The 14,660-nt window shown below is 41.4% G+C and carries 11 protein-coding genes; 4 read left to right on the forward strand and 7 right to left on the reverse strand.

All coding sequences use genetic code 11. The annotated features are described in order from the left end of the window. Positions 1-74: 74 nt before the first annotated feature. Complete coding sequence (locus tag ACUVXA_RS06585; RefSeq protein WP_445870454.1) at positions 75-740, reverse strand: HEAT repeat domain-containing protein; 666 nt, start codon at positions 738-740, stop codon at positions 75-77. A 135-nt stretch (positions 741-875) separates the two neighbouring features. Then, positions 876-2,474, reverse strand: a complete 1,599-nt coding sequence (locus ACUVXA_RS06590; RefSeq protein WP_445870455.1) for a B12-binding domain-containing radical SAM protein — start codon at positions 2,472-2,474, stop codon at positions 876-878. A 174-nt stretch (positions 2,475-2,648) separates the two neighbouring features. Here ACUVXA_RS06590 and ACUVXA_RS06595 point away from each other — a divergent pair, with 174 nt between their 5' ends. From ACUVXA_RS06595 to ACUVXA_RS06610, 4 genes are all read left to right on the forward strand, one after another. Next, positions 2,649-3,821 (forward strand): hypothetical protein, encoded by a 1,173-nt coding sequence (locus tag ACUVXA_RS06595; protein WP_445870456.1) that lies wholly within the window; start codon positions 2,649-2,651, stop codon positions 3,819-3,821. Next, positions 3,818-4,720, forward strand: coding sequence for a DUF7065 domain-containing protein (locus tag ACUVXA_RS06600; protein WP_445870457.1), 903 nt, complete (start codon positions 3,818-3,820; stop codon positions 4,718-4,720). The genes ACUVXA_RS06595 and ACUVXA_RS06600 overlap by 4 nt, the downstream gene beginning before the upstream one ends. 131 nt (positions 4,721-4,851) lie before the next feature. Then, the gene (locus ACUVXA_RS06605) at positions 4,852-5,211 is read left to right on the forward strand and encodes a PEP-utilizing enzyme (RefSeq protein WP_445870458.1); all 360 of its coding nucleotides are present in this window, start codon (positions 4,852-4,854) and stop codon (positions 5,209-5,211) included. A gap of 124 nt (positions 5,212-5,335) precedes the next feature. Next, a complete protein-coding gene (locus ACUVXA_RS06610) occupies positions 5,336-6,490 on the forward strand; it encodes a hypothetical protein (RefSeq protein ID WP_445870459.1) in 1,155 nt (384 codons plus the stop codon). 87 nt (positions 6,491-6,577) lie between these two features. Here ACUVXA_RS06610 and ACUVXA_RS06615 read toward each other — a convergent pair whose 3' ends face one another. From ACUVXA_RS06615 to ACUVXA_RS06635, 5 genes are all read right to left on the reverse strand, one after another. After that, positions 6,578-8,152 carry a B12-binding domain-containing radical SAM protein gene (locus ACUVXA_RS06615; protein WP_445870460.1) on the reverse strand — a complete coding sequence of 525 codons (1,575 nt, stop codon included), beginning with the start codon at positions 8,150-8,152 and terminating at the stop codon, positions 6,578-6,580. Between the two features lie 100 nt (positions 8,153-8,252). Further along, entirely contained in the window at positions 8,253-9,851 is a 1,599-nt protein-coding gene (locus ACUVXA_RS06620) for a B12-binding domain-containing radical SAM protein (RefSeq protein WP_445870461.1), read from the reverse strand. Positions 9,852-9,986: 135 nt separating this feature from the next. Further along, positions 9,987-11,588 (reverse strand): B12-binding domain-containing radical SAM protein, encoded by a 1,602-nt coding sequence (locus tag ACUVXA_RS06625; RefSeq protein WP_445870462.1) that lies wholly within the window; start codon positions 11,586-11,588, stop codon positions 9,987-9,989. Positions 11,589-11,702: 114 nt separating this feature from the next. Continuing rightward, the gene (locus ACUVXA_RS06630; protein ID WP_445870463.1) at positions 11,703-13,340 is read right to left on the reverse strand and encodes a B12-binding domain-containing radical SAM protein; all 1,638 of its coding nucleotides are present in this window, start codon (positions 13,338-13,340) and stop codon (positions 11,703-11,705) included. Positions 13,341-13,629: 289 nt separating this feature from the next. Beyond that, positions 13,630-14,660, reverse strand: a 1,031-nt coding sequence (locus ACUVXA_RS06635) for a dihydroxy-acid dehydratase domain-containing protein (protein WP_445870464.1), incomplete at its 5' end; no start/stop codon positions are given.

Genomic DNA, 14,660 nt, shown 5'->3' on the forward strand with positions numbered 1-14,660 from the left:
ATTTTTAATATAGGTACTCTACATTTATAAATCATAAATTTGAATCCTTGGAATCTTTTTAACAATTACATTGTCTATTCTTCGGTGATGGTGATTCCTTTTTTCAAGTATTCATCTAGTGCCATGGAGGAGTTTTCACGCACTTTGTACTCTTTATCTTGTAATAGTTTGGCTAGTATTTTTACAGCTTGTTGACTTACGATTCCTTTCTCCGCGTATTTTCCTAAGGCATAGGCTGCGTTGGCTCGGGCGAGCTTGTCCTTAGATTCAAGAAGCTTAATCAGAGGTTTCAAGGCTGATTCTTCCACTAAACCTTTTTCCGCATATTGGGCTAGTGTATAGGCTGCTTCTCCACTGGCTAAAAAATCGGATTCTTCCAACATTTCAACTAATGGTTTGAGAGCCTTCCTATCCATTACATTTTGGTAAGAATACATCAGTAGGGCGAAGGTGGCGTTTTGACGCACGCTTCTACTTTTATCCTCCATTAGAGTGATTAGCTTGTCTAAAGCTTCTTTTTTGCATAACCCTTGCTCTGCGTATCTTCCAAGTGCGTACGCAGCTGTCCTTCGCACTCTGTCTTTTTTATCGTCTAACAGGGCTATTAGGGGTTCTAAAGCTCTTTCATCAGTTATTTCTCCTTCGGCATATTTGCCGAGAGTTTCCGCTGCTCTTTCCCGGATTTTTCTATTCTTATTTTGTAGCTGCGCTATGACGTGCAGAAGTCCATTTTCCGGCATTATGCTTCCCCTTTTTCTAAAAAGAAAAAATTTTCAGACGCTCTTTTGTTATAAATCTGCATATTTTGGAAATATGAATTTTTCGATATTTCCACAATTTTTTGCAGAAGTAAGGAAATAATCTTAAAAAATTGGTTAAACTTTCTTGACTGCTGTTAATCTCTTAGGCTTTTCTGGCATTTTCCACTTCCATATAATGTTCTCATCTTCTTTTATATAGGTTAGGAGATTTTGTTTAACCATTTCTTCAATCTCGTTATCAATGTATTCTTTTGTGAAGTTGTTTTTTATTCCCCGATAATTGTATAAATTTTCTGCGAGATGTTTAACCGGTTTTTCATTATCATCTTTAAATTTCCCATAATTTTCTATTAGATCATTCTTGAGCAAGTGCCAGGCAAGTGACCTTCTCCTCCTTATTGCAACGTCTCTAAGATCCTCTTCACTGGCCTTTCCGGCTTGCTCCGCTTTTACTTGATTCTTTACATATTCTGTTACACCCTTGTAGAAGTCTCTCACCACTTTATTCATGTATTCTGCTGAGGCTCCTTCTGTTTCTGTCACTGCTCTATTAGCATCGTATCTCAACCAATTGTCTGTGAGAATTTTTATTCCCAACTTGTCTGCTCTTTCTCTTACTTCTGTTCCCGGGAATGGAGCTAATACATGGTAACCGTAGTAGGTTCCTAGACTTTTTGCGAAGTCCATTGTTTCTTTTATGGTTTCTTCTGTTTCTCCTGGTAATCCTATTATGAATGATGAGAGAACACCTATACCCACCTTTTTCGCGATTTCGGTAGCTTGGCGTACCTGTTCCAGGGTTATTCCTTTCTTGCTGGTTTTCAGAATTTCTGGGTTTCCGCTCTCCACTCCGAATTGTATGAATATGCATCCCGCTTCGAACATTTTTTCCAGCATTTCTTTGGTCACCGTGTTGACACGGGCGTTAGCACTCCAAGTGAACTTTAATCCTCTGTCTATTATTTCGTCACAGATTGCGAAAACATGTTTCTTGTTAACCGTGAAGGTGTCGTCTTCCACAATTATTTCATCGAAACCATAATCCAGAATCTCTTCCATCTCATCAATACAGAGTTTAGGGTCCCGGAACCTCATCCGTTTACTAGTCATCTTGGGACCAACACAAAAAATACACCGGTTAGGACACCCCCTTCCAGTAACCATACTGCAACCAGTCTTATACGCAATATACTTGGATAAGGGAATTAAATGTCGAGCAGGAAACGGTAACTCATCCAGATTCATGAGCAATTCTCTATCCGGATTTCTAACAATCTCCCCATCCTCTCTGTAAGTTATACCCTTAACATCCTTAAGAGCTCTACCCTTAACAATATCCAGAAACGTGTATTCCCCCTCTCTTCTAACTATAATATCGATCCAAGGCGCTTCGGTTAGAACTTCACGGTCTGCAAACGTGGCGTGTGGTCCACCAATTATTGTGGTGGCTCCCTCATTCTTGGCGATTTCCAGTATGCGGCTAGCGTGAGGATAATTCATGGTAACCGAGCCCGCTCCCACTATGTCCGGCTTGTACTCCAAAATTTTTTCCCTAATCTTTTCCCGGGAAAATTTGTATACCACCATGTCTAGGATTTCCACTTCGAATCCTCTATCCTCAAGAACCGCTGCAAGATAGGTCAGTCCCAAAGGAATTGTGGGACACTCGGTGAAAGGATAGGGTGTATTAATGAGAAGCGTTCTGGTTGACATAGTGCTACAACTCTAAACCCAATACTTAAGTTTTACCCAATCATTCATATGGAATCTCAATTAACAATTAATAGTTCTTATGATTTACAAATTGTTTTTCTCCAATTAATTTATAAATGAGTGTAACCAATATTAAAAAAATTTTGAGCAAGAATTGTTTTCGGATGGTTTGCTATGTTAGGTGATCTGAATATTGATAGGGTTAACCAGCTAATAAGTAAAGTTAGCGATGTTTCCACAAGACTGCTATCCGAGAGGACGCTCGTGGAATCACAGTTATTCAACGTGACTGCTTACAACGGCTTATCTTGTTTCCAGCTTTACAACGGATATCAGTACCAGATTATGAAGGAGTTAGCAAAACATATTGATCCCGCTGAAATAGGGAGAAAAAGCAAGACGCTTGCGATGATACCTAATTCACTGGGTATGTGGGCATTTATCGGATTGTACATGATTGGAAGAATGCAGACATTGTGGGAGCTGGGGGGACCGGAGAATGAGCCCGAGGAAAGAAAGAGTGAAGTTAATTTTATGCTCGATTTCTGGCAGAGAATGGCTAGCGCATACTATGATGGATGTCTCTATGCTGAGGATAATGGTTTTAAGGTTAATGTTCTTCCCGGTTCCATTCTGAACATGGTCAAGGATAATCTGGCTGAAATGGATAAGGATAAGATTTCTAAGCTGAAGAGAACCATGGCTCAGCTACAATTAACCGCATTTCTCTATTACTGCGAGTGTAGGGCTTCAATACACGAGATGGGACCATACAAAATAAGTGATGATGAGATTCTCATATTCCGGGAGTTCTCTCCCCTATGGGACGGTACCAATCTTAAATTCGAGTGGGGTGACTTGGAGGCAAAGTCTCCTCTGCCGAACATTTGCTTTGCTTTGACCCTTAAAGGAATAGAATCCGTAGAGTTTACAGATTACGGAACCATGTTCATCAAACCCGCAGACTACACAGACAACATACGAAAGGTTGCAATATTTACTCGTAGAGGCGACAAAATTGAAACAGTTGACTTTGACATGCTTGAACCCTTAAACCAGTTTGCAACAGATGCGCAAACAGAACTCTACCTTAAATTCGCAGAATGGCCAGAGGAAATGAAGATACTCTCAGGAGCAGAGGTTTTCACAACATACCTCTTCGTTTTCACGGATCTGGGAGGCATAACCAAAAAAATCAAATTTGGCATAAATGATGAAACAAGGGAAAAATGGTTTCCAAGGGTGATGAATGAGTGGAAAGTAATGCATCCTAGCTGGGCGCGAATCTTCAGACCGAAGGAAGAATGGAAAACAGACCCAACGTTCTACTGGATGGTCGAGAAATGAGTGTAAAAAGAACAGTGGAAGACTCGGAAGAGTATCCGCACGATTACCCTAAAAGAATGGACTGGAAAGAGTCCTGGTACTTCACCTATATGGATGTCAAAAACAAGGTGTGCGGAGTCTTCTACATATCCACTTATCCGAATAATGGGCGAACAGATTATCTTACTACTTATTTGATCGATGGAAAAATTGATGGTTACATGAATTCAACTGATGTAAGCGGGAAACTGAAAGAAATTAGCGATGGAAAATTAGCATTTGAATTAGTTAAACCGAATAAGGAATGGAACGTTTTCTTGGATACCGAGAAGGTGAGTATGGATTTTAAATTCTATGGGAGGTTTCCACCATTCCGCTTCGACCCTGAGAAAGCCTATGTGAAGGATGTTCTTGAGCAGGAGCATTACGAGCAGAGTTGTAAAGTGAATGGCACAATATGTTTCCCTGATGGGGTCTCTATAAATGTTGACTGTTACGGTCACCGTGACCATTCATGGGGCCTAAGAGACTACTCGCAAATAACAAAATGGGACTGGATGCAAGCCCAATTCGACCAATACGCCGTGAATATAATACGACTGACGATTGGTAGAAAAACCGAAATTAGCGGATTTATTTCAAATATCAAGGGCAATACGGAGATAGTGGACGCAAGAATCGAAACACAATACGAGGATGACAAAAAAACACCCCAGTCTTCAACATATCTGGCTATAGACGCAAATGGTAAATCAGAAACCCTCTATTCGAAGAAGATTTATAGCATAGTTTATCCGCCGCGCCAGTTCAAAGAAGGAATCCGTACCGACATTTACGAAAACTTTTCCGAGTTCCAATTAAAAGGAAAAAAAGGAAAAGGCTACGGTATTTCAGAGTATCTAGTAACAGTCAAAATTTAGCAGTGAAAATAATTTTTATCTCAAAAAAAGCAACCTCTCTATATTAACACCTTGGGAGCGACCTTATTGTCTTCCAATTAATTTATAAGATTCTTATATAATTTAAATAACTAATATTATGAGGAATAGATATGAGCTACAAGAAAATTGCTGAGGGCATGATAAGCTGCGAAAAAAAAGCCGAGGGCGAACTAGTAGTAATAAAAACTGTTCAGGATGTGGTTTCCCTCCTCAAATCCGGAGCGGAAGGAAAAATACCAATAGTTCAGGATGCGGGAACCACAACCCTAGCACCAGTGCTATCACGCATTTGCGGAGTCGTTTGCTTATCAGGAGGTCTCGGCGCACACCTAGCCATAGTTACAAGAGAGTTCGGTATACCGGGTCTGATGGGAGCGGAAATCAAATATGACGGGGAGCTAAACGGCAAGAAAGCAAAAATCGTAGCCTGCGGAGAATCGAAAGGTGAACTGCACATCTTAGAAGATTAGTGCTTAAACCAAATAAACACATTAATGCCCTATTTTATAAATTTCATTTCCTCAAAAAGAGAATTAGCAAAGTTTTTTATATGTCCTACTACTATTTTTTAGAAAATTCTGGGAGTGTTCCATTATGAATATTAAAGAAGCTAACAAGCTTATACCCCACATTTCAAGAGTGGTTGATTACCAAGTCACCAGCAGAGGTCTACTGGAATCCCAGCTCTTCCCAGTAACTGCCTATATCTGTGTATCTTTCTATAACAGCTATGACATACTCTACGATATATTAAAGAAGGTATCCGAGAAGACCACCCCTGAGAATATGGGTAAAAAGAGTAGAAAAATACTCTCCGAACTACATGCAATGACCATATTCTACATCCCCCTATACTACATGTGTGGAAGAATGGGAGAGATATTCGCCAAAAAAGGAGACCCTAAAAGCGAACCCAAAAAGAAAAGAAAGCAGACCGCTTTCATACTCGACTTTTGGAAAAGATTAGCATCCTCATATTTTCCCGAGGGAAAACTAACCGTCTATGATTCTAACTGGAAGAACTTAGCCCTGAATCAAACCGATGTGGACTGGGTTAAAGAACAAATCATAGACATAACCCCCGAGCAAGGGGCCAAGATTAAAAGAATTATGACTAATCTAGAAGTTTACTCATTTTTGGACGAGTGCGAAGCAAGAGCCAAACTCGGTGACCACGGACCCTACAATATAAGTAAAAATGAAATCCTAGTTTTCAGCGAAATATTACACCTCTACGACGGAGGAAAACCACACTTCCCCTGGTCAGCGACAGAAGCCAAAGCACCATACAGCAACATCGCCTACGCCTTGCGACTAAAAGGTGTAAAAGCAAAATTCGACGATTTTTCAACCATGACCACAGAGCCCGTGGACTTTACAGAAAAAATTACTGGAGTAGCCTTGTTTACACGAGACGGGGACAAAGTGAAACCATTAGACCTGGATGTACTGGAAGCATTCAACGATTTTGCTCAAAAAGCGCAGGCAGAACTGTACCTGAGATTCTCTGAATGGGACAAAAGGCAACGCCTAATCGCGGGAGCATTCGCCTACTGCTACGGATACGCTAGATACACCAATTTTGTAGGCATCACGGATCAAATAAACTGGGACCTTACAGAGAGAACAATGAAAAAGTATGTGCCCTTCTTTATGGAGAATGATTTCGACCCCGGAATCCCAAGACTTTTCAGAAGCGAAGAAGAGAAAAAAGACGACCCCTCACTCTACTTTATAGCCGAAGACTAGACTAAAAAAGAATTGGTAAATGTGAAAAAAAGTACTAATTAACAATTTTCTGAAGTTGTTATCTTTCTGGTTTTATAAGCTTCTAGCTTACGTTTTTTTCTTTTTGCCTATTTGTACCCATTTCCATGTTATCTGATGGTCGTTGGAATCGTATTCCAATAGCCCTTCCTTGATAAACTGGCTGATCACGTTTTCGACCTGGTCTCTGGTTAAGATGTTTGATACAGATTTGAAGGAGTGCATTTTGTCCACTAGTAGTTTGGCTGGTTGTTCTCCATTGTTTTCTAGTATTCCGTTTCTCTCGATGCGGTCGTTTTTCAGGAGAAGCCAGGCAAGTTTGCGTCTTCTCCTCAGGTTTATTTCGGCCACCATTTCAGGTGTGGCTGTTCCCTCAATTACTTCTCTTTCTGTGTCTCTTATGCACGATTCTATGGCCTCGTTGAACTCTCCCACCACTTTGTTTAAGAGTTCTCTGGGTACTTCATCACTCTCGGTAACCGCTTGGTTTGCATCGTATCTCAGAAAATCATTGTGAAGTATTCTTATTCCAAATTCCTTGGCTTTCTCTCTTACCTCTGTTCCCGGGAAAGGAGCAAGAATATGGTAACCATACGCCGTATCAAGTTCTGCACCAAATTCCAGGGACTCCTTCATGGTCTGGGGGGTTTCTCCCGGCAGTCCCATTATGAATGAGGCTAGTACCTTTATTCCCCCTTCCTTGGCAATCTTAACCCCTTTTCTTATCTTATCCCGGGTCTGCCTTTTTCTCGCCAGCTCCAGTATTCTATGGTCTCCGCTCTCCACGCCGTAGCAGAAATAGTAACATCCCGCCTCCCTCATTTTCTCCACCAGTTCTGGGGTGACGGTGTCACATCTTGAGAATGCGGCCCAGTCAAACTTTAATCCTCTGCTAATTATTTCATCGCAGATATCGAAGACATGTTTGTGATTCATAGTCAACTGATCATCTTCTACACAGATGTCCTTAAATCCTATACTGAGAATTTCCTCGATCTCGTCTACAACCAGTTTTGGACTGCGATAACGAACTTTGGAACCCACCATTTTATGCCCTACACAGAATATACAGTGATAGGGGCACCCACGAGCAGTAACCATACTGGCACCGGTCTTGTATGCATGGTATTTCGCCAGCGGCAGAAGATGACGCGCTGGAAAAGGCAACTCATCCAGATTCTGAATAAATGGCCTATCCGGATTAACAATAATCTGTCCATCTTCCCTATATGTGATACCCAGAATGTCTTTAAAGTCCCTACCCTTAACCAAATCTAGTAAGGTGTACTCTCCTTCTCTCCTGACAATAACATCAATGTAGGGTGCCTCACGTAAACATTCTTCGTCCCAGAAAGTAACGTGGCATCCTCCCATAACCGTCATGGCACCCATTTCCTTGCAAATCTTGAGCGCTTTTAAGGCGGTGGGATAATTCATAGTAACGGGTCCTGCACCGCAGATATCCGGTTTGAATTCTTGAATTTTATCTTTAATTTTTTTTCTAGAAAATTTGGAAATTACCATGTCCAATATTTCAACTTCGTACTCGTTTTTCTCAAGCACAGCAGCCAGATAAGTTAATCCCAATGGGAGAGTTGGGCATTCTGAGAATGGGTAAGGCGCATTTATCAACAAGGTTCTCATAATAGATTACCGCCTCATTTACTAGTTCAAATGGATTTATCGCAAATAGACCAAATAAAATACTTAAAGTTTACGTAAAACAAAAAGTGTTTTTCCATTATTATTGGCTCTTTAGGAGTTCCTTCTGTTGCTTATCTCTTTTTCCTATGTCGGTCCAGAACCATGCCACTGAATCTTTATCACGAGTATAATCGAGAATACCTTCATCGTACATTTTCCTTATTTCCTCTGCAACCTCATTTTTCCCTAGAATAGATGACACTGTTTTGAGATTGTAGATTTTTTCTGTGAGAACCTCAACAGGGTCTTTATTTTCTGTAAACCTTCCGTGCCTTTCTATATAATCATTTTTTAGTATCTGCCATGCGACCATTCTCCGCTTTCTAAGATCGATTTCTTCATCATCCTTCTTACTCAGTTTTCCCTGTTTTTTGAGTTCCTCTTTCCTCTCAATAGCTGCCTCTATAGAGTCATTAAACTCTTTAACCACCCTATTTATGTGCTCAGCACTCACATCCTTGGTCTCAGAAACAGATTGGTTGCAGTCGTATCTCAACCAGTCATTGTGAAGAATTCTTAGCCCAAGTTCATCAGCCCTCTCCCTGACCTCGGTACCAGGGTAGGGTGAAAGAATATGGAAGCCATATAAATTACCCAGAGACTTTCCAAACTCCAAAGAATCCTTCACCGTTTCTTTTGTTTCACCTGGGAGTCCCAAGACAAAAGAGGAAAGACTATTTATGCCCGCTTCATTAGTTAGAGCTATACCCTTTCTTATTTTCTCCAGAGTCGTTCTCTTCTTCGCCAAGTCTAGTATCCTCTGATTCCCACTCTCAACACCATAGCAAATAAAAACACAGCCAGCTTCTTTCATTTTAGTTAGAAGCTCTCTTGTAACGGTATCTACTCTGGAGAAAGCAGTCCACGGAGTCTTAATTCCCCTCTGAATTATCTCATCACAGAAAGCGAAAACCCTCTTATGATTTATTGTTAGCAGGTCATCCACAATATTGACTCTTTTGAAGCCGTAATCATAAACTATTTCTTCAAATTCGTTAACACACTTTTTAATGTCCCTAAATCTCGGCTTTCTACCAACCATTTTATGGCCTACACAGAAAGTGCAGTTATAGGGACATCCTCGACCAGTGATCATGTCACAACCCGCTTTGAAGGCTCTATACTTTGATATAGGTGTAAGAGACCTCGCGGGAAAGGGAAGTTCATCCAAGTTCTCAATAAGCTTCCTGTCAGGGTTCCTAATAATTCCTCCATCCTCTCTATATGTTATGCCTTCAATGCTTTTTAGATCTCTACCTTCAACTATATCCAGTAAAGTATACTCGCCTTCGCCTCGAACCACAATATCCAAGTAGGGTGCTTCCTGCAAAGCTTCCCTATCATAGAAGGTAACATGTGGTCCCCCCATTACTGTTATGGCCCCCATTTTCTTGCAGATTTCAATGACACGAAGAGCGGTGGGATAATTCATAGTGACTGGTCCGGCACCACAGATATCTGGCTTATACTCCTGTATTTTCTCCTTTATCTTTGGTATGGAAAATTTCGAAACAAGCATATCCAGAAACTCAACTTCATACCCGTTCTTCTCAAGCACCGCGGCAAGATAAGTTAATCCCAGAGGCAGGGTCGGCCACTCCTCGAAAGGATAGGGAACATTAATCAACAGAGTTCTCATGCTTGATTGCTCCGTCTATTTCACAATCCAGATCATTTTACAAAAATATTATCCATAAAATAAAATTTACGGATTTATAATAAATTAGCTTATCACAAGGTTCAAGCCACAGACAAATCATTTTAACTTTAGGTACTAATGAGCATGCGCGAATACTTCGTGATGCCTTCTCCGCCCACTTAAGTCGGTCCAGAACCATGTCACAGAGTTATCGTCCTTTTTGTAACCGAGAATGCTTTCCTCAAGCATTTTCCTTATTTCCTCAGTAGTCCGATCCTTTGTCATGAAAGATGAGATAGAGTGTAGTTTGTAAATTTCCGCTGCAAGGAGTTCAACAGGGTCTCCGCTTCCCGTGAATTTGCCATGCCTCTCAATATAATCTCTTTTTAATATGTGCCAAGTGAATATTCTTCTCTCCTTGAGTTCTATGAAATCTTTTTCCTCCTGTGTTAGAGTTCCCTGCTTTTTATGTTCCTCCTCCCTCAGATCCATAGTGGTCTGTAACGAGTCGTAAAAATCTTTAGCTACTTTATTTATATATTCGGCACTCACGTCCTTTGTTTCTGTGATGGCTTGGTTGGCGTCGTACCTCGAAAAGTCGCTGTGAAGAATCTTTATTCCCAGCTCCTCTGCTCTTTCTCTTATTTCAGTGCCGGGATAGGGGGTGAGGATATGGTAACCATACCAATTGCCCAGAGATTTACCGAAATCCAGAGACTCCTTAATTGTTTCCTTTGTTTCTCCTGGAAGACCTAATATAAATGATGATAGAGTGGTTATTCCAACCTCGTTTGAAATGGCTACACCTCTTCTGATTTTCTCCAGGTTGGTTCTCTTCTTCGCTAGGTCCAGTATCCTCTGGTTACCGCTCTCAACACCATATAGAATGAAAATGCAGCCCGCTTCCTTCATCTTGCTCAAAAGCTCCTTTGTGACTGTATCCACTCTGGAGAAAGCAGTCCACTGAACTTTAATCCCCCTGCTGATTATTTCGTCGCAGAAGGCGAAAACTCTCTTGTGATTGATGGTTAAAAGATCGTCCACCACATTAACTAGGTCGAAACCGTAGTCGAAGACTATTTCTTCAAGCTCGTCAATACACAGTTTTAAATCTCTGAACCTGGGCTTTCTACCAACCATTTTGCCCCCCACACAGAAGGTGCAGTTGTAGGGGCATCCTCGACCAGTCATCATGGCGCAGCCGGTTTTGTAGGCTCTGTACTTAGATAAGGGAAGCAGATGCTTCGCTGGGAAAGGAAGTTCGTCCAAGTTCTCAATAAACTTTCTGGGAAGATTTTGTATGATTTGTCCGTCTTCCCTGTAGGTTATGCCGTCAATACTTTTCAAGTCCTTTCCTTTCACAATATCCAGTAAAGTGTATTCTCCCTCTCCTCTTACCACGATGTCTAGGTAGGGTGCTTCCTGCAGGGCCTCCCGGTCATAGAAGCTAACGTGGCACCCACCCATGACTGTTGTGGCTCCAAACTTCTTGCAAACTTCAACAGCACGAAGAGCATTATGATAACTTATGGTTATGGGACCCACACCCACGAGTTCGGGTTTATACTCCTTCATCTTGTCAACAATTTTTTTAATAGAAAAACTTGAAACAAGTAGGTCAAGGATTTGAACTTCAAAGCCTTCTTTCTCAAGTACAGCAGCAAGATAGCAGAGTCCTAACGGAATAGTGGGACCCTCATTAAAGGGGTAGGGGACATTTATGAGGAGTACTTTCATACAAACAATCACCAGTCGGCCCGAAACATACTATGGGGCTTGTTTCGAATCGTATAATTGAATATTATGGTGAATGGTGGAGAGAGATAAACTTTTCCTACGAGCAGCAGTACCCTATATGGTGGCTGGCTTTTTTAGAGGTTGTGTTGTTTCTCCACTTATTGTTTTTTTCTGTTCGTCAGTGTTGGTCCAGTACCATGCGACCGAGTTTTCGTCTTGCGCGTAGTTGATAACGCCTTCTTGGAACATTTTCCTAATTTCCTCAGCAATGCTTTCCTTGTTTAGGATAGACGAAATAGCCTTGAGTGTGTAAAGTTTTTCTGTGAGTAGCTCAACAGGGTTCCTAGTTTCTGTAAACCTACCGTTTCGTTCTATATAGTCGTGTTTTAGTATCTGCCAAACTAATCTTCTTCTTTTTCTAAGTCTTACTTCCTCGATGTCCTTTTTGGTAAATACGTCGTCTTTGAGGTCTTCTCCTTTATCAATAGCTGACTCTATAACTTTTATAGCCTGCTCTAGTGATTGATAAAATTCTTTAGCCATTTTATTTATGTATTCGGCGCTCACGTCCTTTGTTTCAGTAATAGCTTGGTTTGCATCATATCTTGACCAGTCGTTGTGAAGTATTTTTAAGCCTAGTTCTTCTGCTCTCTCTCTGATCTCTGTGCCCGGGTAAGGTGATAGTATGTGGAAACCGTACCAATTCCCCAGAGATTTCCCGAACTCCATGGACTCCTTAATCGTTTCCTTTGTTTCCCCTGGAAGACCTAATATAAATGAGGACAGAGTGGTTATTCCAACTTCATTCGAAATGGTTACACCTCTCCTGATTTTCTCTATGGTTGTTCTCTTCTTTGCTAGATTCAGTATTTTTTGATTTCCACTCTCAACACCGTACAAAATGAAAATGCAGCCGGTTTCCTTCATTCTGGTTAAAATCTCTTTGGTGACCGTATCAACTCTTGAGAAAGCCGTCCACTCGATCTTGAGTCCTCTGTTATCCAGTTCGTCGCAGAATTCGAAAACCCTCTTGTGATTGATGGTTAAAAGATCATCCACTACGTTGATTCTGTCGAAACCGTATTTGTATACAATTTCTTCAATTTCGTCAACACACTTACTTATGTCTCTGAACCTAGGCTTCTTACCAACCATTTTGCCCCCCACACAGAAGGTGCAGCTGTAGGGGCATCCTCGACCAGTCATCATGTCACAGCCAGACTTAAAGGCTCGATACTTTGATATAGGGACAAGATGCCTTGCTGGCCATGGAATTTCGTCTAGGTTCTCAATAAACTTTCTGGGGGGATTTTGTATGATTTCTCCGTCTTCCCTGTAGGTTACACCCTCAATAGTCTGTAGGTTTTTTCCTCTAATGATATCTAGAAAGGTGTGTTCGCCTTCTCCTCTTACCACTATGTCTAGGTAGGGGGCTTCCCGCAGGGCTTCTCGGTCATAGAAACTAACGTGACATCCTCCTATTACTGTGGTGACCCCAAACTTCTTGCAAGCCTCAAGGACCCGGAGTGCGGCGGGGTAACTTATGGTAACAGGGCCCACACCGACAATTTCTGGTTTAAACTCTTTCATCTTATCTTCAACTTTTTTAATAGAAAACCTTGAAACTAGGAGGTCGAGAATCTCAACCTCGAAGCCATTTTTCTCAGCCACAGCTGCAATGTAGCAGAGTCCCAATGGGATGGTAGGGCACTCATTAAAAGGGTAGGGGACATTAACAAGAACTATTTTCATATAAACACTACCTGACAACGGAATAAACCTAATTAAACTGTGATTACGATGTTACCAACGATTATTCTACCGTGGTGCTGATGATAATGATAAACTTTTCCTTTTTTAAAAAAATGAAAGTCTTCGGGTGGAATAGTTGATGCTATAAACTTGTGTAATATTTTTGAATAGGCGAAGAGTGGGTAATAAATTGTAAGTTTTGAGGCTGTCAAAAAGTTTGAGGAGAGACGATGCTATACGGTTTTAAATATACAAAACTGTTTCGAATTTTGTTGTACAAAATGATTTATTACTTCCACTCTATTTCTCTTATAGCTCCCCTGTTGGCGGACGAAGATGTTTTAGCGTATAGAGCCAGAAATCCCTTCTCAACTTTAGGTTTGGGGGGCTTCCAGGTTTTTAGTCTTCTTTCAATTTCTTGTTCGCTAAGTTTAATATTCAGTTTTCTGTTCGGAACATCTATCTCAACCATATCTCCTTCTTTAATCACCGCTATTGGTCCGCCTTCCAAAGCTTCAGGGGACACGTGACCGATACACAGTCCCGCTGTTCCGCCTGAGAAACGCCCATCAGTGACAAGAGCAACAGACTTATTCAAGTCGCTCTCCGAAATCCTCATGGTTACCATCAGCATTTCTCGCATCCCAGGTCCGCCTTTCGGTCCTTCATATCTTATAACCACCACATCTCCCGAATTTATTTGATTATTATCGAAAGCATTGTGGCAGTCTTCCTCAGACTCAAAGATTCTTGCGGGACCGCTATGAACTAACATGTCAGGATGTACTGCCGATGTCTTTACCACAGCTCCCTCTGGGGCTAAATTACCGTAAAGAACCGCTATACCTCCCTCTTTCATGTAGGGTCGATCAATAGGTCTTATTATCTCATCGTCCTTAACAGTGGCCTCCTTAATGTTCTCGCCCACTGTTTTTCCGGAAACAGTTATAGTTTCAAGGTGCAGCCAGCGTTCCAGTCTCTTCATCACTGCTGGAATCCCCCCCGCCTTTTCCAGATCGCTGAAATTGTGTGGGCCGTTCGGTTTTATTCTGCACAAGTTCGGGGTTTCCCGGCTAATCCTGTCAAAGTCCTTAATATCAATTTTCATATCCAATTCATTAGCGATGGCGGGCAGGTGTAGAGCGGTGTTGGTTGAGCCTCCAATAGCCATATCAACTCGAATCGCATTTTCAAAGGCTTCCTTAGTCAATATGTCTGAAGGCTTGGTGCCTTTTTCTACCAGCTTCATTATTTGGAGTCCTGACTCTTTGGCTGTGCGCATTCCTTTAGACTCCAACGCAAAGTATGTGGCGCAGCCGG

The sequence above is a fragment of the Candidatus Jordarchaeum sp. genome, assembly GCF_052745115.1.

Excerpts from the sequence above, each read along its gene's own strand:
- ACUVXA_RS06630 (WP_445870463.1), bottom strand. The coding sequence starts at position 13,340 with ATGAAAATAGTTCTTGTTAATGTCCCCTACCCTTTTAATGAGTGCCCT.
- ACUVXA_RS06600 (WP_445870457.1), top strand. The coding sequence starts at position 3,818 with ATGAGTGTAAAAAGAACAGTGGAAGACTCGGAAGAGTATCCGCACGAT.
- ACUVXA_RS06585 (WP_445870454.1), bottom strand. The coding sequence starts at position 740 with ATGCCGGAAAATGGACTTCTGCACGTCATAGCGCAGCTACAAAATAAG.
- ACUVXA_RS06590 (WP_445870455.1), bottom strand. The coding sequence starts at position 2,474 with ATGTCAACCAGAACGCTTCTCATTAATACACCCTATCCTTTCACCGAG.
- ACUVXA_RS06595 (WP_445870456.1), top strand. The coding sequence starts at position 2,649 with ATGTTAGGTGATCTGAATATTGATAGGGTTAACCAGCTAATAAGTAAA.
- ACUVXA_RS06625 (WP_445870462.1), bottom strand. The coding sequence starts at position 11,588 with ATGAAAGTACTCCTCATAAATGTCCCCTACCCCTTTAATGAGGGTCCC.
- ACUVXA_RS06605 (WP_445870458.1), top strand. The coding sequence starts at position 4,852 with ATGAGCTACAAGAAAATTGCTGAGGGCATGATAAGCTGCGAAAAAAAA.
- ACUVXA_RS06615 (WP_445870460.1), bottom strand. The coding sequence starts at position 8,152 with ATGAGAACCTTGTTGATAAATGCGCCTTACCCATTCTCAGAATGCCCA.
- ACUVXA_RS06620 (WP_445870461.1), bottom strand. The coding sequence starts at position 9,851 with ATGAGAACTCTGTTGATTAATGTTCCCTATCCTTTCGAGGAGTGGCCG.
- ACUVXA_RS06610 (WP_445870459.1), top strand. The coding sequence starts at position 5,336 with ATGAATATTAAAGAAGCTAACAAGCTTATACCCCACATTTCAAGAGTG.